Genomic DNA, 18,875 nt, shown 5'->3' on the forward strand with positions numbered 1-18,875 from the left:
GGTCTCGCGCGTCTGCCGCGCAACGATCGGGGCAGGCTGCACCTGCCGGAACATCTGGTCGAACTGACCCGCACTCTCGCCACCAAGCGCCCGCGACCCCCGGTCGCCGCCATTCACCGAAAGGTGCAGGAACTCGCCATCGCGCATGGACACCGAACCCCCAGCTATGCGGCCGTCGCGCGTGTCGTCAGGGCGATACCGGCAAGCCAGATCGCCGCAGCCTCCGATCCGGCCGTCTACCGCGACCAGCACGAGCTAGTGCATCGGCGCGAAGCCGCGACCTCGAACGAGATGTGGCAGGCCGATCATACCGTTCTCGACATTCTCGTGCTCGATGATGCCGGAACCCCGGTGCGTCCTTGGCTGACCGTCATCGTTGACGATCACAGCCGAGCCATCGCCGGTTACTTCCTCAGCCTCGATGCCCCCAGTGCCCTCAACACGGCGCTCGCCTTGCGGCAGGCGATCTGGCGCAAGCCCAATCCCGAATGGATCGTCAGCGGCATTCCCGAACAGCTTTACGTCGACAACGGCTCGGATTTCATCTCCGAGCATATCGAGCAGGCGTGCATCGCCCTCAAAATCCGCCTCATCCATTCGCTGCCGGGGCGTCCTCGCGGGCGCGGCAAGATCGAGCGGCTGTTCCGCACCATCAACGACATGTTCCTGCCCGACCTGCCCGGCCACCTGATCGCGGGCAAGCCGCTGTCGGCGCCAGTGCTCACGCTCGACGAGCTGCGCGCCCGCTTCGAGGCGTTCGTGTGCGGCGTCTATCATCGTCGCCCGCATGGCAGCACCGGCGAACCGCCGATCACGCGCTGGCAGAAGGGCGGGTTCCTGCCCGCAATGCCCGACAGCCTTGAACAGCTCGACATGCTGCTCGTGCACGTGCCCAAGCCCCGTAAAGTGCTGCGCGACGGCATCCGTCTGATGGGCAGGCGCTATGTCGAACCCACGCTCGCGGCCTTCGTCGGCGAGCAGGTCGAGGCGGTCTATGACCCCCGCGACCTGACCGAGATCCACGTCTACCACCAGGGCCGGTTCGTCTGCCGTGCGCTCAGCTCCGAGCACGCTGGGCACCCGTCGTTGCGCGCGATCCAGCGCGCCCGGCGCGGCGCGAAGGAGCGCGACAAGCAGGTGCCTGCCCCCACGGAGACCTTCGATGGCGACCAAGAGGATACGGCTTCCCGGCCCACCACCTACCGAGGGCTCCGGCTCTACGCCGCTGACGATTGAGTTCCTGGTCGAGCAGCCGTTCCTGGCGACCCGCGAACATGCCCGGTTCGTCGAGTTTGCCGAAGCCTGCGCGCACTACCGCTATATCGGCGTGTGTCATGGCCGGCCGGGCGTCGGAAAGACGCGATCGGCGCGCGAGTTTTCCAGCTTCCCCGACCTGGGGGAATATGCCGCGCTCCGTCCCATTGCCGCGCTCCTTGGCGAAAAGGTCGCTCGCTGCCGCGCCGTCTTCTACACCGTGTCGGTCAGCAACACGCCCAAGACGATCGACGCGGTGTTGGGCCTCAACCTCATTAAGCTGGGCTATGCCCGGCTGACGGTCGCGGGCGGCTCGCAGGACGAAATCACCCATGACGCCGCCCGCATCGCCTGCCCCCTCGTCATCGTCGACGAGGCCGACCGCCTGACCATAAAGTCGCTCGAACATCTCCGCGACATGGCCGATCGCCACGGCTTCGGGCTGATCCTGATGGGTATGCCGGGCTTGGAGAAGCGCCTCGCCCGCTATGCCCAGCTCTACTCGCGGATCGGCTTCGTCCACGAGTTCAAACCGCTTACCGAGACCGAAATGCGGCTGCTGCTCGCGACCCACGCCGGCGATTTCGGGATCAGCTTCGACCCGGCCCAACTCGACGCGATCGAAGCGCAGGCAGCCGTGATCCGCATCACGCGCGGCAACTTCCGGCTCATGGAGCGCCTGTTCGCGCAGATGCGGCGGATCATGACCCTCAACCGCGTCGAGGAGGTCACCGCTGACATCGTTCAGGCCGCGCGCGATTGCCTCGTCATCGGACCCGGCAACTGACAAATAGCGCGATCAGAACGCCGCCATTTAGCGCGAGCGTTTACACAGGATAAGATCCATACCGTTTCCGGAACCACTTTCTTGTTTCCTCTTCGAAATTGGACTGTGCTGATGAGTTTGAGCGATGGTGGCTTCGCTCATACACTACGCGCTACCAGGCCCCTGCCCGTTTCTTAGGCTTAACGTTGTAGCTCAAGACCCCGGGGGCTCAGCCTCCCTTCTCCGGTTCTTGCCGCTGCGCAAATCCCTCGATCTACCTGCCGCCGTCGTGTGGTCGCACGGCATCATCCAAAGACCTATTTAGGCCGTCATGACTAGCCAATCTTCGCCATAAGGCGCCCCGCCGCCCCCTGCTCTGCCGCGAGATTGCGATTATAAGCGAGCGGCATCCGCGGCGACTTCCACCGCAGCGCGTCCATGATGCCGGCCAAATCCTCCCCGCTGGCGAACAGGTCCTGATTGAGCCCGATCCGCGTCGAGTGCGCACTGATCCCCTTCAGCAACCGCGCCAGATCGTCCGCCGTCAAATCGGGCAGCGCGCCACGGTCGAACGCGCGGCCGATGATCGACCGAAAGATTGGTCCGATCGAGCCCGGGTGCAGCGCCACGGTGCCGATGTCATATTCGACGCGCGCCTTCACCGCCGGCTTGGACAGCGTCTTGCGCAGATCCCACGTCTCCCGGCCCGAGATGCTGTCGATCGGCCGACCGCGCACGGCTGCCCGCGCCTTGTAGCGCCGCACCTGCACCCGCCGGAACAGCGGCCCTGTCGTGATCCCCGCCGCTTCGGTCCACGCCGCGATCGCCGCGACGGTGCGCGGGCTGAGGTAGGCGGTCGCCCCCTCCCCGTCTTGATCGCCCTTATGACGCAGAATCTGCAGCAGCCGCGCTTCGGGATCGATCGCCTCCTCAATATGCTCAATGGCGACCGCCACCAGTTCGGAGGCGCGCAGCCCGGTGTCATAAGCGGCCGATAGCAGCGCCCGATCACGCAGCCCCGGCAGATCCTCGCCACAACTCTCGAGCAGCGCGCGGATGTTGAGCCCCCGCGCCTTGTCGCGCTCGACGTCGCGCACCGGGCCCTTGAACCGCAGCGGCCGCGCCTGCTTCTGCGCAGCCCCCTTCTCGCGGCGCACCGTCTGGAGCCGCAGCTTCACCAGCGGCGCCGGCGTCGGATCCTTGAGCTCGAGCAGCTGGTGGATCTTGGCGATCGACGCCTTGTAGCGGGATAGCGAGGCCGGCCGGCTCCCCTTCCCGGCCCGCGCGTCGAGATAATCGGCCACGGTCTCGGGCGTGGCCGGCAGCGCGATCCGGTTGTTGCGCCTACACCACGCATCGAACGCCTCGACGTCGGACTTGAGCGCACGGATGCTATGGGGCGATGAAGCGGCCTGATAGGCGGCGATCAGGCCCTCGTTGACGGTGATGCGCTCGCCGGCGCGCATCTGCACGATCGTCCACGCAAGGTCGGCCGGCGCCCTGACGGCCGGCAGGACAGCCTCAGGCGGCGCTACGGGGATTTCTGGCCCTTCCCGGGCGGTTTCGGTGCTCACGACGCGCCTCGCTCCTCAGCCGCGCTTGTAGCCCACCTTATAAAGAACGGTCAAATCTGCTTATGTGATAACTGCAATTATCGAATGTCCACTTTCGGGAGGTCACGGATGTAGAAACGAACTGCTGACTTTGGTTTCCCGCCATGGCATTGTCGCCATCCTATGACGCGGACAGACAACCTGCGCGCCGACGACAGCCTGCTCCTGCTCGGGCGCCTCGATGGCCGATTGCACGGTAGTCCATGCGCCGACATCTTTCTCGCGCGCTCGCGCCTGGAAGGCGCCACCGTCCTGGCCGGCCTCGCCGGCGTGCCGATCGCGGTGCGCGACCTGCAGGACTGGATCGCCGGCCGCACACCCCCTCCCCGCGCTTCCGAAGGCCTCAACGATCCGATCTCGGTTGCCGCCGTCTTCCACCTTGCGCTCAGCCGCGACGAGGATCTCAAGGATTCGCTCGGCCGCGCCACGCTCAACGTGCTCCGTACGGTACTCGATGACCGCACCGAGGCGAAGGTTTATGCGGCCGAAGACTTGGCGCACTTCGGGCCGATGTGGCGACAGCTGCGAACCGTGGCGGACGCCCCCTTCCCTTCCGGTGACCTCCTCTCTGTCGCCAACCGCATTTTCCAGCTGTTCGCGCTGACCGAACCAGCGGCACCAGGCAGCTGGGATGTCGTCAGCGTCGATGGTCGCGCTCTCGAGCTGCCTCCCCGTGGACGCGATCGAAACTGGCTGATCGCCGCCGCCGTACCGCGGATGCTGTGCCGCGCTGGCTTCACGACCCGCGTGATCCCCTCGTTCATCCTGATGTCCAAGTTTCTGCCCCCCTCCCCCGCCGATCTGGCAGAGACCTTGGCCCAGGCGATCGGTCGGACGGCGCATGCTGGCTTGCGCGACCTCGACGCGATCGAGCGTGCGGCGTCGCGCATCCAGACCGATCTGGCCGTCACGAAGCGGAGCAAGGCCCCTCTCCTTGCCCGCCTGCAGCTTGCCTATCCGGGCCTTCAGCCGGCCGCTGTCGCGCGCCTGTTGAAGGTCACCCCGCAAGGCGCGCGCAAGCTACTCGCCTCACTTGCTCATCCCTCTTGAACCACAGACACCGTGCAATCCAAGCCACAGAACCCTCCGTCCCGGCATCACTTCATCCCGCAGTTCCTCCTCGACCAGTGGAAGGATGGCGACACCCTGCTGCGCTATCGGCGCAATCGGATCGGGGAGATCGAGAGCAGTCCTGCATCACCCAAGAGCGTCTGCTTCGAGCGGGACCTGTACAAGACGATCGGGTTCCCGCCCGAGCATGCCCAGCAGATGGAAACCCTGTTCATGCAGGTGATCGATGACGCTGCGGCCAAGGTTCACGCGCTGCTCCTCGACGGCAAGGTCAACTCGCTCAGCGACGCGCAATGCTCGGATTGGGGCCGGTTCGTCATGTCGCTGTGGTTCCGGACACCGCTGGATATGCGCGGCATGAAGGACGCCGTCGGCGCTCTCGCAAGCGCAGAGGCCGCGAAGTCCGTGCTGCGCGGCGAAGATGGGGCGCTGCCGCCCGAGGCCGTGAGCGCGCTTCAGATGGAAGTCCTGCGCTTGGTCATCGACGACGCGGATCGCGGACGAGCGTTCATCAACATGGACTGGCGCATAATCAAGACGAACAATCGCCGGGAATTGTTCGTCTCCGATTGGCCGCTCGACGTGCCGGTCAGCTTCGCCTGGCTTGGTAGTGCCTCGTCCTATGTCACTCTTCCGATCGGACCGGAGACCCTCTTCGTTGCTGCCGGGTCCACTACGCTGGCAAATCGGATCGTGAGCCTACCCGAGCGAGAACTGATCACGCGGCAGAACCGGTCGACCGTGGGACATGCCCAGGCGTTCGTAGGCGCGAGGACGCGTCAAGCCGGCGACTTCATCCGCGCGAACTTCGGCCTGCGAAGCCGCCACTCCGTGACGCAGAGCACCGCCGACAAATATAAGCGGGACGCCATATAAGGCGGCGACCTCGCCAGACGCCGCGCTCCATCACCCTACGACAGCAGCCCCTCGATCGCCTTCAAAAGCTCGGCGGGCGACGCCTCAGCCTTCGGCGGCACCTTGATCGTCAGCCCCCCTCCCCGCGCCTTCGTATAGCGCAGGATGACCTTGCCCCCCTTGCCGGTGATCTCCTTCTCGGCGGCAGCCTTCACGGCTGGCGCGACAGTCGCCTTCACGAGCCGCTTCGCGACTTCCGGCCCGCTCAGCTTCAAGCCTTTCTGGCTGCGCTCTTCCTCGATGCGTTCAGCCTCTTCGCGCATCTTCGCCAGCGCCTTCGGATCTCCGGTAAGCGGCTTGATGTCACGCGCGACGCGTACCGTGATGTCGTGCGTATCGGAGAACGCCGCGACAACTGGTTCGGGCAAGCGCGCAACGTCGAGAAGCCGGCTCAGCCACGACTTGGAAAGGTTTAAATGCTCGGCCATCTGCGACTGCGAGCCCTCGTAGAACTCCGCGAGCGCCACCGTATATTCCTTGGCCCGCTCCCAATCCGAGATGTCCTTACGCGAGCGGTTCTCGACATCTGAAACCCGGAACGCCTCCTCGTCCGTGACACTCTGGATCGTCACCAGATACTCGAACTCCGGGTGGTGATGCGCTCGCAGCCATTTCACCGTCCACCAACGGCGGACGCCGGCGATGATCTCGAAGTCGAAGTTCGGGTCATCTTTCAGACGCCGAACGATAGCGGGGATCCGTTGCTTCTTGGCGGAGAGGAAGGAGTCGATGAGATCGCGGCAGCTATCTTCGTTCAAATGATCCAGATCGCGATTGTGCATCCGCCATGGGCGGCACCGCTCCGGATCGACCCACTCCGTCCGGTCGGCGACCGTTTTCCCCGTCGCGATGCGCGCGAGCGTCTGGCTGCGACTTGCCATGATGCCGTCCGCAGGGGTCGCCTTATCGAGGTTCTCCTCGTCGTCGAGCCCCTCTGTGAACATCGAGCCGAAGCCCTTGTTGCCCTTGCTCATCGGCCCGTTTCTCCTTCTCTCTTGCCCTCGCCGACGGGTGCCAACAGGCCAGAGTTGCCACGTGGCAACTGCGCCGCCCCCAGGCGCTTGCACTGACGTTCCTGCCGTGTGCGATCTGACATGGTATTCCTACCTAACATATTGCTTCTATTGGGTTCTTCCACTTTGTTGTCACGTGGCAACTCGGTGATCCGGCTTCGTCTCACTCCCCGATTGCCCGTGCTCGTCGACGTGAGAAATATCGGAGTTGCCACGTGGCAACTCTCCCTAAATTCGGCCCCCTGCCCTGCTCGCCCAGGTGCGCAGAACGTCCTGCTCAATATCCTGGCAAACGTCGCTGAGATGCTTCATGCAGCGGTTGTAGACCTCGTGCGACGTGACGGGCTTGTCGAGTTCGAAAACGGTTTTCATCCTGGAGCTGGCATTGTCGATTTCGGCGCTGGTGACCATCACCGACTGCGTCATTGAGCCACCGAAGACCTGCCGCATCATCGACAGTATCTCCCGGTGCATCGACTTGCTCTCGTCCACGCGGCTGCCGACCAGCCGGATGAAGTTGTAGGCCGGCCTTCCCCGCCCCGCGAGTTGCTCGAGCTGCTTCATCGTCGTTCGCGTCATGTCGATGAAAGATACCGTCGAGGCGAAGTCGACAAGGCTCGGCGGCACCGGAATGACCATGCAGTTAGCGGCCTGGAGCACAGCCATCGACACCATGCCCAATGCCGGCGGCGGGTCCATGATCACGACGTCATAGTCATCGACCACCTCATCAATGGCCTGCGCGATCAGGTCGATGATCTCCATGTTCTGATTTCGCGCCATGTGCCCGGCGATCTCATACTCGAGATTATAAAGTCTCAGGTTCGACGGGATCAGGTGGAGGTTGTGAAAGTGCGTCTTGCGGATAATCTTGCGAACGCCAAGCAGCTCCGGATTGTGAAAATGCCCGTAAAGCGTGTCTTCCTCGTCGAGGTCCACGTCGGGGCGATAGCCGAACATCATGGTTGAAGACGCCTGGCTGTCGCAGTCGATGAACAGGACCCGGTAGCCCTTGATGGCAAAATGCTGGGCGAGATGCAGCGCGATCGTCGACTTGCCGACGCCCCCCTTGAAGTTGCAGACCGAGATGATCGCCGGGGTATCGGTTGGCTCGCGCCAGGGACGCGTTCCAAACACCTCGCGCATATGATCAAGCTCTTCGAGCGTATACTGCAGCCTATGCCCGGAGCCCGTCCGCCCTCGAGCGGGGAGGCGGCCGTCGCGCTCCGCTTCGCGGACAGCAGATGCCGTCCGCCCGACCAGTGCAGCAGCTTTCGAAATCGGGAAGGTCGGACCCTTCTTCTGACCGGTTTCGGGATCAACCGCGCTGTCACGAATGCGCTTGAGGATCGTCAACGACTTTCTGTGGAGCACGTCCAGACCACCTTCGATGAGGTCGTCCGGCTGTGCTAGGGAGGGGTCGGTAGCCATCTCAGTCCGCTTCTGTGGGTTTGATGCGCCATGATAGCCACGTTGGCAGTTTCGAGCAAGGAAATGGCCACCAGACTTACAAGTTGACCGATGATCTCCGAGCCCCTTGCGCATGTGCGCGCTTTCTGGCCAATCGGCGGCGGCTGCGACCGATGATCTCCGTGCCTTTGCGTGTTGCTGCAAAGTCTGGCGCTGGGATTGTGGCGACAAACGGCTACCTGTGGATAACCACCGATGATCTCGGTACTTTGCGATGATCTCGGTGCGTATCAGCGATGATCTCGGTGCGAGCCGACCGATGATCTCAGAGCCCATACCTATTACTAGAATCACCCTATAAAAAACCGATTCGCGAATCGTTTTGATTTTTCGATTTTGGGTGAAGGAGGGCAGGGGGAGGGCGCAGAACGGCACCGACATCATCGGTGTTTCTGCAACTCTCGCGGCCTTTTCCCCTCCCAAACTGCCAACGGGGTTGATTTCACGCCTCAAACCTGTTGAGACATGCCCATCACAGCCCCCGGTCGATTCGGGGGGAAGGGCAGACCATGAATGGGGATCAGCATAGGCCGCTGGGGCATCAGTACGCACTAGCCATGCTCAACGGCGGCGAGGAGAGCGTCCGCAAGCTCGCCACCACCGCCGGCACCCAGCTCACCTTGGACGCATTCCTGCGCGTCCAGGACGAAGAACCGGTTCCTGCCTTCCTCCACTCCGCGCTTTGTGCGATGTCGCTGCCAACCAAGCGGCCCAAGGACGACACTCAGCCCATCGTCCGTGAGGACGGCAAATATGCGCTGGCCATCAATCCCAGGCCAGTGCTTCAGAATGTCGACGGCAAGTCCGTCATGCGAAGCCTTGGTGTGCCTTATGGCGCCTATCCACGCGTTGCCCTGATCTACCTCCTCTCTCAGGCGGTCATGAAGCAATCGCGGGACGTTTATCTTGGCCGCAATTTCACCGAGTGGATGCGCCGCCTTGGCTACCAGACCGTGTCTTATGGACCACGCGGGACGGCCAACCTGATGCGAGAGCAGGTGGATCGGCTGCTGGCGTGCGAGTGGCAGATCCGCTGGGACGGCACCGACACGGAAGACAACGCCTTCGCTGTCCGGGACGTCAAGATTTCCAACGAATATGCCGGTTCGCTCGACAAGAACGGCTCATTCGCGCGCGAAATCCGTATGTCCGAGGCGTTCTACTCGCATCTCATCGACCATGCCGTGCCACTCAATGAGATCGCCATCCGCGAGCTCAAGGGTACGCCAACGGCGCTCGATCTCTACACTTACCTTGCCTACCGACTCCCGCGGATTGGATCCGACAAGGGCCAGGTTATCTCATGGGACCAGCTCGCCAAGCACCTTGGCAACGAGGCCGACAGCAAGCGCTTCCGACAGACCGTCCGCGAAACCATGCAGATCGTGTCGGCGGTCTATCCCAACGCAAATGTCGATCTCTCCGGGCGGAAGGTCATTCTTCATCCGTCACCGGCACCGCTGGAGCGCAAGCTCGTGGGGCCGCACCTTCGACTCGTCGGGGGCGAGGCTCCGAAAACGGCACCGAGATCATCGGTCAAACCGGCCCATGCAGCGAAGTCCGCGCCCGCGAAGGACGATGCGCCGACTCTTCCGTTCCCCGCCGGGTCTCTCTCATACGGCACGCGTGAGGCCGTCTTCCGCCAGATCGCGCTGACCAAGGGCCATCCGTGGTCAGTGGATGACATGGCGGCTGCATTCCGCAAGGGATGCCCCGATTTTAGCCGGCCGCGCACCGATTCAGAGTGGCTGCGGATCTGGGAGAAGTTCGTCGTCGCCTATGCTGAACGCCGCGCGAATCGAAGCGACGACTAACCGATGATCTCCGAGCCGTTCGCGTTGAGGCGAGCGCAGGCTGAATCTGTCTCCAAGTCTCAGACCGACCGAAAAGAGGAAAGGAGGGGCCGAGCGTGTAAGCAGGAGGTAGAATTATGCCGCTTACAGCCAGACGGCCATCGCAGGAGATAGTCGACATTGTCGGGGCCCTGGGCGGCACGTGGAGCGGCAATGTCGCGATGTGCCGCTGTCCCGCACACAGCGATCGCGATCCAAGCTTGTCGATTCGGCAAGGGGATCGCGGCATTCTCGTCACCTGTTTCGCAGGATGCTCGCGCGAAGACGTCCTGCGTGAACTGCGCCTTGTTCGCCCGGGTCGCCATTATCCGCCACCCGCCTTGGCGGACTCGCCGCGGCCGATGAACGTCGAATGAATCTGGAATGAGGCGGTCGACGTTCCGGGCACCCTTGCCGAGCGCTACCTCCAGTGCCGGAACCTCCTCCCACCACCACGCGATCTTCGCTTCCATCCGCGTTGCCCTTACCTGCCCAAGCCGAAGACGATCTTCGAACCCGCTCTCCTGGTAGCGGTGCGCGAGGGAAACCGTCTGGTCGCAATTCAACGCATATTCCTGAACCCCGACACCGCCCATTACACGCGCAAGGTCATGCTTGGCGCCCCGGGGCACGGCGCTTGGCGGGGCGGGGCAGGGCGCAACACCCTTGCCATCGCCGAGGGCTTTGAGACGGCCGACGCTTTCGCGCGCCTGAGCAACCTCCCGTGCTGGGCTTCACTCGGCGCACGTCGGCTCAACCAGCTCGTCATTCCGCCCACGGTCACAACGCTCCTGGTCGCCGAGGACAACGATTCCGAAGGGCACAGGGCAGCCGAAAGTGCCCAAGCGCATTACGCCCGGTCGGGCCTCATCATCGAACGCGCGCCCCCGCCGCCAATCTACAAGGATTGGGCAAAGGCGCTCGATGCCCGAGCGCAGCAGAGCCGCGTCTAGGCGCGAAGCGCCGGAGGAGAGGGGAGGGGGATCGAAAGGGTGTCGCTGCCGAGGGTGCAGCCCACTCTGGAGACCACACCCATGTCCGATCTCTTCGAAGCGGCCGCCCAGGCTGAGCGCGAGGCCGTGCGCCTCCTTCTACCCCGTCTGCGCTCCGACGAGGCCATTCAGCGTCGTCACCTCAACGACGCGATGACCAAGGCCTTCGGCGGTTCTGATGCCGACGGTCGCTGGACACAACGCGCCAGCTTTGAACTCCTCGAGCATGCCCTTGCCATCCATCTTCAGTCGAGCGCCCAAAAAATTGCGGCGTTCGGCGACGTCCGCGCGCTGATCGATTTGTCCGATCGCCTGCCCACTCAGACGGTTCGCAGCGAGGATCAGATCGAATGGCAGCAATTCTCGACACCTGTCGACATCGCTGCGGTTATGACGCTTCTCGCCAACGTCCAGCCCGACGACATCGTGCTCGAGCCGAGCGCGGGTAACGGCCTATTGGTCGCGCAGCTCCGTCACGTCGAATCGCTCCATCTGAACGAGCTCGATCCGCTCCGCCGTGGCCGATTGAAGGCGGCTTTCCCCTCAGCATCGATCACCGGGCACGATGGTGCGACCATCAATTCCACCCTCGCAAGCGTCGATCGACCAACCCTCATCCTGATGAACCCGCCCTTTTCGAGGTCGGTCGGCCGCGGCGCCGACGACTATGCCGCAGTCCGTCATCTGCAAGCGGCGCTGCGCCGTCTTCAACCGGGCGGCCGGCTCGTTGCCATCATGCCCGATTGGTTTGGCCCGAGCGCACGCATGCGTGAGCAATATGAGACGATCCTGCGCGACGTGAGCGTCCTGGCGGCCGTCCGTCTCGAGAAGTGCTACCTGAAGCATGGGACTTCGATCGCCGTGCGGTTGTTTGTCATCGACAAGGTCCCCGGAGCGTGCTGACCAAGCTCACGCACGATCCGGCGCGCGCGGCGCTAAGAGTCGGCGTTCGCGCTCGCCAAAACGAGGAAGGCGGCGCCATCGCCGGCCCGTCGCAGGAGCCCTTTCGAGGCCTGAGGTACGAGCACCGACCTCCGCTCAGACGGATAAGGTCGGGTCGGCCAACCATGACGGGCCCTGCTCGAAGGCGGCGTCCAGCTTCACTATCGGACCGTCCGGCGCGTCGGCGACATAGGGGTTGGTGAGCGGCATCCGCGTCGCCTTCAGCCGCCCCTGCTCTCCCGCGACACGGCCGCGACGTTCGAGCAGATCCTCGAGCCATTCCAGATCGTCGAGCATCGCCACCACGCCGCGCCCGGCCAGACAGAAATAGATGCAACGCTGGAAGTCGTCGGCGCCGTCGTTGGCGAGGATCTCGGACAGCTTCCCCTTGCCGGCGGGGATGCCCTCATGAACCCAGCTCACCGCCTCGCGCAGTTCACGAACCGAATAATAGGCGTCCTCGACGTGCATCCCGATCGACGCGTTCGCGATCATGCGGCGCGTCGGCCGATTCTCGGAATCCAGCGCCGCATCGCGCAGCGTGATGTCGAGGTCGAAGCGCTCGCGGAACGGTGTCGTCGTCATGGCAAATCTCCTGCGCCAAGGAACATATCGTGAACGCGCCGAGCCGTCAATATCACCACGCCCAAGGAGCCCGCTATGCCGATTGAGATCATCGTCGGGCTGCCGCACCTAAGCGAGGGACCGATCCTCGCCCAAGCTCGCGCATTGCAGCAGCCCGCGCTTATTTCCGCGAATGGATTGTCTCGCTGGACCGAGCGCCGCGGGTGGCGGGAATGGGACGGGTGGCGGCTTTCCCAGCTGAGGAATGCCAAGGGGCTGGCGGCGCTCTGCCTAGACTCGGCCGGATTCGTCGCGGCGGCCCGATACGGCGGTTTCCCATGGTCACTCGGCGACTATGTCGCGCTTGCTGGGGCCTACCCCTTTCGGTGGTGGGCGAGCGCCGACTATTGCGTTGAGGCAGAAATCGCTCGGGACCGCGAAGAGGTCATAGACCGCCTCTCGCGCACGATCCGCGCCAATCTAGACTGTCGCCGTCTCGCTCAGGATCATGGCATCGTCGACACCCTGATGCCGGTCATCCAGGGCCGCCGTCCGGAGGACTATGAGCGCTGTATCGCTGCGCTGTGGGGATCGCTGAAGCCCGGGTCGCTGATCGGCGTCGGCAGCATGTGCCGGAGAGACGTCCATGGTCCGGAGGGGGTCATCGCCGTCATCGACCATCTGGATCAGATATTGCCCAGGGGGGTCTGGCTGCACGCATTTGGCGTGAAGGGTTCGGCGCTGCCGTACCTGCTCCCATTCGAGCACCGCATCGCGTCGATCGACAGCCAGGCATATGGCATCAGCGCCCGAAAAGCCGCCCGCCAGGCCCGTGTATCCAAGAGCGACCGCTTCGTCGCCGACCATATGGCTCGGTGGGTGGCGGCACAGCACGCACGTCTCGCCAACCACCCTTTGCGCCTGCCGCACCATCGGCCTGCGGAACCCGATCCCGTCCCGGCGGACCCTTGGGAAACGGCGATCGCGCAGGCTCGAGTCGAGATCCGCGAGCTCATCGAGATCCTCAATGTCTACGCCGACGGCACGCTTTGCTGGGGGAATATCCCGAAGCCCGGAACGCTGTCCGTCTCCGCCATCCCGGACTTCGAGCGGGCATTGTTCGAGTCCTGGTCGACTCATCCCAATCACGGGCAGGACCAGACGGTCTCGGGCAAGGGTGGACTCATCTCCCTCTGGGACGACCTTGCGGCGCGCCGCGCCGCCCGCTTCCCGGTCAGGCGTCTCAAGGCTTTCGCCGTCAAACGTCGGTCGGTTGCGGCATCGTCCCGCAAGGCTATCGAGCCGCTGACGCTTGGCCAACTCATCGAAAGGACGAGACGATGACGGCTCTCGCCGATGACCCCACGGCGGCTGCCTTGCTCGCGGCCGTCCCGTGCTTCCCTGCGCCGCCGAGCGGCAGCTCACCCGGCCTGGACGCGGTACGGGCTTCGCGCGCGGGCCATTGCCTCGCGATCGGCCGAGACGGCGTCTTCCTGATTGTCAGGCGCCCGTGGCTCGAGCTCGATGTGCCTGTCACGCCGCCGATTGCCGCCTACCTTCCCTATGGCAGCGTGGGCGAGCCTCGCGCCAACCTTCGGTGCGGCCTGATACCGCGGGCGTTCTTGGCCCAGATCATCGATCATTTCGGCGCGGCGCTGCCCAATGAGGCGGCCGCCTTCATCGTGTGGGACGAGGACGATCGGCGCTTCCTTCTCGATTTCCCGCAGATCGACCAGGCGACGCCGTCGCGCCTGGTCTATCGGACACCTGTCCTGCCCGGGAACCGCCACATCGTCTGCGATATCCACAGCCACGGCCATGGCCGGGCCTTCTTCAGCGCCACGGACGATGCCGATGACGCTCACGCGACCAAGATTGCGCTCGTCATCGGTCGCCTTGGCGGTCCCGACAGTCCCGAGTTTGCCTCTCGGCTTTGCGCCGGCGGGATGTTTCTTCCGCTCCCGCGCAGCCCCTTCGAAGGATACGGCCATGACGCCTGAAACACGTGATCGCCACTTCCTGCCGGAAGGGCTCCACCACCGCGTAATCAATGTCGTTCTGATCGGGTGCGGGGGAAATGGCGCCCAGATTCTGATGGGCCTCGCCTCGCTCGATACGGCGTTGCGCGCAATTTCGTCGCGATCCCTTCATGTGATCGTGGTCGACGATGACGTCGTAACCGAGGCGAACCTCGGCCGGCAGCCCTTCTACCGCTGCGATCTCGGCAACTCCAAAGCCCATACGCTGACGGAGCGGATCAACCTTGCGCACGGTCTCGCCTGGCGAGCCGTTCACGGCCGAGCGCCCGAGGCGATCGATGTATCGGGGGCGGACATTCTGATCAGCTGCGTCGATACCGCCTCAGCTCGCCGCGCCCTCGGCGCCGCGCTCGGTGGAGGGTCCAAGGCACCCGCCTATTGGCTGGACCTCGGCAACCGCGCCGGCGATGGCCAATACATCATCGGCTGCCCCGCCGCTGCCCATCGCCGGAACGAGCGTCGCCTGCCCACCGTCCTCGAATATTTTCCGGAACTCGCTGACGAGAGCGTGCCGGACGACGACGCGCCATCCTGCTCGGTCGCCGAGGCCCTGGAGCGACAATCCCTCTTCGTGAACCGCATCGTCGCGAGCCACGCGCTCTCACTCCTGTTCGACCTGCTCGGTCGCGGGTCGATCGGTCACGCCGGAGCTTTCATCAATCTCGGCAGCGGACGCTGCGCCCCGATACCCCTGCCGGCGGCTGCTTGATCGTCGACGCCCGCCGGCGTGAAGGAGAAGAGAGGGGAGGGGCTGGTCGAGCGGATTTGCGCTTGAGACCGGAGTACCCCGTCCATGACCTACGATGTCGCGATGCGCCACCAGCAGGCGCTCGACCCCAGCGCCCTGACCACCATCGGCGCAGGATTGCACGCCATTCACGCGGCGATCACCGACTGTCGCAATGCCGGAAAGGACGCTGAGACCGACGCAGCCGTCATCCTGCTCGTGAGGCACCTCGTGTCGGTAGCCGAGCGCCGCCCGGACAGCATGGCCCTGCGCCGCACCTGCATGGACCAGATCGCCGAAATCCGCCGACATCCTGTGCTTCGCACGCTCGCCTATCGCGGCGTCGCCTATGACGAGGCCGCGAAGCGCACCTTCCATGCCGAAGGGCGGACCGCGATGCGCCGGCTCGCCGAGGCCCTGGGCCTCGAGGCCGAGAGCTACTCCGTCCGCTCCAACAAGGGCGGTGCTGCGGTCTCCGGCGAGATCACGCTCCATGGTGACGAGGTTTATGTCCAGCTCTCGCTAGGCGGGCTGGGCCAGGATCGGGAGGTTCTCTACCGCCGCGTCAGCGGCCGAACCGACTATTGCGGCCAGCGCAATCACTTCGCGCCCGTCACTGCACTGCTCGCCCCCGATCGCTTTGCGCAGCAGCTTCGGCGGGACCTGCAGCTCTCGCCGTCCGTCACCCAGGCGGATCGGCTGTTCGCCTGACCGGCCTCGCGTTCGCCCTCTCGCCGCCGGAGCAGACCATGATCCACCACGCTCGCCTCGCCTCGGCGGCTTCATCGCACATGATCAGCCCGGAGCTTCCGGGCATTGCCCTCACGCCCGAAATCATCGGCGCTATCCGGGCCGGCGCCTGGATCGTCTTCAACCTGTCGGGCGGAAAGGATTCGAGCGCCGCGATGGCCGCGGTCAACCTATTCCTCGATCTCGTCGGTCATCCGCGCGAACGGCGGATGGCGATCCATGCCGATCTCGGCCGTGCCGAATGGGCCACGACCCCGGAGACCGTCCAGCGCATCGCCGCCGAGGCGGGCATGCCGCTCACTGTCGTCCGGCGAGCGGCGGGCGACTTGGTCGATCGCTGGATCCAGCGTTTCGAGAGCGGCAAGCGGCGATACGCGGCGCTCGAGACCTATAATCTGATCGGACCGTGGTCGTCGGCATCGCTTCGCTTCTGCCAATCCGAAATGAAGGCGGCGGTGATCGGACCGGCGGTTGCCCGAATGCACCAGGGCGAACAAATCATCTCCGTTCTCGGGCTGCGCCGCGACGAAAGCCACAACCGGGCCTCGATCCCGATCGCCAAGGCCGACGAGCGGTACGCCAAGGCCGGGAACCGGCACGGAACGACGATGATGACGTGGCATCCGATTGCCGACTGGACGAGCAGCGACGTGTTTCACGCCCACCGCATGCTCGGGATCCTGCTGCATGAAGCTTATTCGACGTGGGGCTCGAGCCGGCTGTCCTGTCGCTATTGCATTTTCGCCTCGCTGCAGGACCTCGAGGCGTCGGCAGCGGCGCCGTCGAATGCCGAGGTTTATCGTGAACTGGTCGGCATCGAGGCTCGTTCGACGTTCCCCTTCCAGCCGACGCGGTGGCTCGCCGACGTCGCGCCCCGGCTGCTGAGCGCCGGGCTCAGGTCGGACGTCGCGCGCGCCAAGGCCGACCAGCTCGAGCGCCGCCGTCTAGAAGCGTCGATGCCGCCAGGTCTGCGATACGTCAAAGGTTGGCCGCCCCGGCTGCCCACTCCGGCCGAGGCCGAGGACATTGCCGCGGCCCGGCGCCCGATCCTGGCACGCCATTCCCTGCCAGACCGCTTTCCCACCGCGGTTTCGATCATGGAGCGATTTGCCGAGCTTCTCGCGGTCGCGCCACGGAAGGCCGCGCGATGACGGCGATCGATGTCGCCATCGGCCAATGTCGCCTCACCGCCGAGATCGAGGATCAGCCGCCGCTCGGCTGGCGCTTCTGGTCGCTGGCCGGCTTCGCCGGCGATCCGATCGACACCAACCCTTATGCCGGGTCGCGGTGCCTCGCCCTCACGATGGTGGATGTCGAGGGCCGTGATCGATGGCTGTGCGCGATGGAACGCGATCATAGCTTTCGCCTGCTTTGCACACACGACCTGCTCCCATCAACCGACCAGGCGGGCGCCGAGCGCTTCGCACGGCAAATGCTGGACGATCACGCCCGTCAGCCTCGTCTGCTCTGACCTTCGGATCATCACCTCATGCAAACCGACCGCAGCCAGCGATGGCGCGAGCGGCGCGCGCTATGGGCGCGCGACCTCGAGCTCATCGATCCAAGCGCCTATCGGGTCGAGGTCATCGACCATGCCGTGGCGCGCGCGTTCATCGCACGGCACCACTACCTCCCGACCTATCCGGCGGCCCAAGTCGCTGTCGGCCTGTTCGATCGCAGTGGTGCTCTCGAAGGCGTCGCCGTTTTCGCAGTGCCGACCACCGGCGCCGTGATCTCACGCCACACCGGCTTCGACGATCCCGCACGCGGCTGCGTCCTGGCCCGTCTCATCCTGACCGACGCAGTGCCGCAGAACGGCGAGAGCTTCTTCGTGGCGCGCGCCTTCCGGCACCTCCGCCGTGAACGGCCGGGAATCGAGGCCGTGGTCTCGTATAGCGACCCCGGCGCCGGGCATATTGGCCGGGTCTATTGCGCGCTCTCGGCCGCGCACCGGGCGATCACGAGGCCGCGTACCATGCTCCGCGTCGGCGACATCACCATCTCGGGACGGACCCTCTCAAAAATTCGTCTCGGCGAGCAAGGACATGCTGGTGCGATCGACCAGCTGGTCGCGCTCGGCGTCCCGAGGCCGTCGATAGGCGAGGAGCCGCGCCGCTGGCTCTGGCGGCTTCAACGCGAGCGGCATCTCCTCGCCCACCAGCAAGCCGGGCTCTATGCCTATTGCTTCGAGCTCACCCGAGAGGCGCGCCGCCGAGGCCGCGCGCTCCCCCGGTTGCCCTATCCCAAGGCTCTTCCGATCCGGCACCCCACGCTGCCGCTCTTTCCTGTCGATGCGGAGACCAACCATGGCTGACATCACGACCCTCCCCGTCATGACGGCGGCCGATGCCGAGAGCATCGGCTTTGCCCGGTTCAACGACGTGCCGACGCTTCCGGTCGACATCCCCGACGGCAACTTCACGATAACGGCGAAGACGTCGGACGGGCGAAGGGTCACGTTCTTCTTCGGCGAGCATAAGCGCGGCGCGCCGCCCAGCTTCGTCGACATCCAGTATCACGATCACGGCGCGAACATCGCGAACGCCAACGGCGGCATCTCGCCGACCTTCGAGATGCTGACGATCGGCCTCGGCGGCCGACAGGTGTTCGACAGCCGCAAGCTCGATGCCGATGACAAGCCGTCGATCGCCGTCATCCTCCTGGGCGAGCCCAGCCGCCAGGAATGAGGGGAGGGGGGTCTGGAGGATCGGAGGCGATGACCGCCTTCAAGATCCGAGGCCATCCTTCATGTCCGCTTTTCCTCACGCCGAGGCCGGGATGGCCCGGTCTCCCGACTACATCCTGGTTTCCGCCCCGCCACCGGTCGTCCTCGCCTACGGTATCGGCGTCGATTCCACCGCGCTGTCTGTGGAGAATCGATTGGCTCATATGGCGATAGCAGTTTAGCAGGACATTGGAGGCCTTCG

18 protein-coding genes and 1 pseudogene are annotated in these 18,875 nt (G+C 64.7%); 15 read left to right on the forward strand and 4 right to left on the reverse strand.

Annotated elements, in window-relative coordinates; genetic code table 11:
* Positions 1–123: 123 nt before the first annotated feature.
* On the forward strand, positions 124–1,236 hold the full coding sequence (locus BFL28_RS07060) for a Mu transposase C-terminal domain-containing protein (protein WP_241527248.1): 1,113 nt from the start codon (positions 124–126) through the stop codon (positions 1,234–1,236).
* Entirely contained in the window at positions 1,163–2,041 is an 879-nt protein-coding gene (locus tag BFL28_RS20080) for an AAA family ATPase (RefSeq protein WP_009824028.1), read from the forward strand. Before BFL28_RS07060 ends, BFL28_RS20080 begins: the two co-directional genes overlap by 74 nt.
* A 314-nt stretch (positions 2,042–2,355) precedes the next feature.
* Here BFL28_RS20080 and BFL28_RS07070 read toward each other — a convergent pair whose 3' ends face one another.
* A complete protein-coding gene (locus BFL28_RS07070) occupies positions 2,356–3,594 on the reverse strand; it encodes a site-specific integrase (RefSeq protein ID WP_013039113.1) in 1,239 nt (412 codons plus the stop codon).
* Between the two features lie 162 nt (positions 3,595–3,756).
* Here BFL28_RS07070 and BFL28_RS07075 point away from each other — a divergent pair, with 162 nt between their 5' ends.
* Together BFL28_RS07075 and BFL28_RS07080 are read left to right on the forward strand one after the other, a co-directional pair.
* The gene (locus BFL28_RS07075) at positions 3,757–4,683 is read left to right on the forward strand and encodes a hypothetical protein (RefSeq protein WP_007406383.1); all 927 of its coding nucleotides are present in this window, start codon (positions 3,757–3,759) and stop codon (positions 4,681–4,683) included.
* A gap of 12 nt (positions 4,684–4,695) precedes the next feature.
* A complete protein-coding gene (locus tag BFL28_RS07080) occupies positions 4,696–5,580 on the forward strand; it encodes a DUF4238 domain-containing protein (protein WP_037456194.1) in 885 nt (294 codons plus the stop codon).
* Between the two features lie 35 nt (positions 5,581–5,615).
* Here BFL28_RS07080 and BFL28_RS07085 read toward each other — a convergent pair whose 3' ends face one another.
* On the reverse strand, positions 5,616–6,593 hold the full coding sequence (locus tag BFL28_RS07085) for a ParB/RepB/Spo0J family partition protein (RefSeq protein WP_007406427.1): 978 nt from the start codon (positions 6,591–6,593) through the stop codon (positions 5,616–5,618).
* Between the two features lie 267 nt (positions 6,594–6,860).
* Positions 6,861–8,063, reverse strand: coding sequence for an AAA family ATPase (locus BFL28_RS07090; RefSeq protein WP_037456192.1), 1,203 nt, complete (start codon positions 8,061–8,063; stop codon positions 6,861–6,863).
* A gap of 548 nt (positions 8,064–8,611) precedes the next feature.
* Between BFL28_RS07090 and BFL28_RS07095 the strand changes: the two genes are divergently transcribed.
* From BFL28_RS07095 to BFL28_RS07105, 3 genes and pseudogenes are all read left to right on the forward strand, one after another.
* Positions 8,612–9,916, forward strand: coding sequence for a replication protein RepA (locus BFL28_RS07095; RefSeq protein WP_037456189.1), 1,305 nt, complete (start codon positions 8,612–8,614; stop codon positions 9,914–9,916).
* Between the two features lie 116 nt (positions 9,917–10,032).
* Positions 10,033–10,887 (forward strand): annotated as a pseudogene (locus tag BFL28_RS07100) (DUF7146 domain-containing protein).
* A 39-nt stretch (positions 10,888–10,926) separates the two neighbouring features.
* Positions 10,927–11,829: a hypothetical protein gene (locus BFL28_RS07105; protein ID WP_420911756.1), complete on the forward strand. Its 903-nt coding sequence runs from the start codon at positions 10,927–10,929 to the stop codon at positions 11,827–11,829.
* 135 nt (positions 11,830–11,964) lie between these two features.
* Here the strand turns inward: BFL28_RS07105 and BFL28_RS07110 are convergent, their stop codons facing one another.
* Positions 11,965–12,453 (reverse strand): hypothetical protein, encoded by a 489-nt coding sequence (locus BFL28_RS07110; RefSeq protein ID WP_046407176.1) that lies wholly within the window; start codon positions 12,451–12,453, stop codon positions 11,965–11,967.
* A 75-nt stretch (positions 12,454–12,528) separates the two neighbouring features.
* On the opposite strand from BFL28_RS07110, the gene BFL28_RS07115 reads away from it, so the two are divergent.
* From BFL28_RS07115 to BFL28_RS07150, 8 genes are all read left to right on the forward strand, one after another.
* Entirely contained in the window at positions 12,529–13,776 is a 1,248-nt protein-coding gene (locus BFL28_RS07115) for a deazapurine DNA modification protein DpdA family protein (RefSeq protein ID WP_079246999.1), read from the forward strand.
* A complete protein-coding gene (locus BFL28_RS07120; protein WP_046407164.1) occupies positions 13,773–14,432 on the forward strand; it encodes a PRTRC system protein A in 660 nt (219 codons plus the stop codon). Before BFL28_RS07115 ends, BFL28_RS07120 begins: the two co-directional genes overlap by 4 nt.
* Positions 14,422–15,180 carry a PRTRC system ThiF family protein gene (locus BFL28_RS07125; protein ID WP_037448228.1) on the forward strand — a complete coding sequence of 253 codons (759 nt, stop codon included), beginning with the start codon at positions 14,422–14,424 and terminating at the stop codon, positions 15,178–15,180. Before BFL28_RS07120 ends, BFL28_RS07125 begins: the two co-directional genes overlap by 11 nt.
* Positions 15,181–15,264: 84 nt before the next feature.
* Positions 15,265–15,909, forward strand: coding sequence for a hypothetical protein (locus tag BFL28_RS07130; protein WP_037448226.1), 645 nt, complete (start codon positions 15,265–15,267; stop codon positions 15,907–15,909).
* Positions 15,910–15,989: 80 nt separating this feature from the next.
* Positions 15,990–17,099 carry a phosphoadenosine phosphosulfate reductase domain-containing protein gene (locus BFL28_RS07135; protein WP_037448282.1) on the forward strand — a complete coding sequence of 370 codons (1,110 nt, stop codon included), beginning with the start codon at positions 15,990–15,992 and terminating at the stop codon, positions 17,097–17,099.
* Complete coding sequence (locus BFL28_RS07140) at positions 17,096–17,419, forward strand: hypothetical protein (protein WP_037448223.1); 324 nt, start codon at positions 17,096–17,098, stop codon at positions 17,417–17,419. Before BFL28_RS07135 ends, BFL28_RS07140 begins: the two co-directional genes overlap by 4 nt.
* 18 nt (positions 17,420–17,437) lie before the next feature.
* Positions 17,438–18,262 (forward strand): Mom family adenine methylcarbamoylation protein, encoded by an 825-nt coding sequence (locus tag BFL28_RS07145; RefSeq protein ID WP_037448220.1) that lies wholly within the window; start codon positions 17,438–17,440, stop codon positions 18,260–18,262.
* Positions 18,255–18,635 (forward strand): hypothetical protein, encoded by a 381-nt coding sequence (locus BFL28_RS07150; RefSeq protein ID WP_069319918.1) that lies wholly within the window; start codon positions 18,255–18,257, stop codon positions 18,633–18,635. The genes BFL28_RS07145 and BFL28_RS07150 overlap by 8 nt, the downstream gene beginning before the upstream one ends.
* The last annotated feature ends 240 nt before the right edge of the window (positions 18,636–18,875 follow it).

This window comes from Sphingomonas turrisvirgatae, assembly GCF_001721295.1.
Lineage (GTDB): Bacteria > Pseudomonadota > Alphaproteobacteria > Sphingomonadales > Sphingomonadaceae > Sphingomonas > Sphingomonas turrisvirgatae.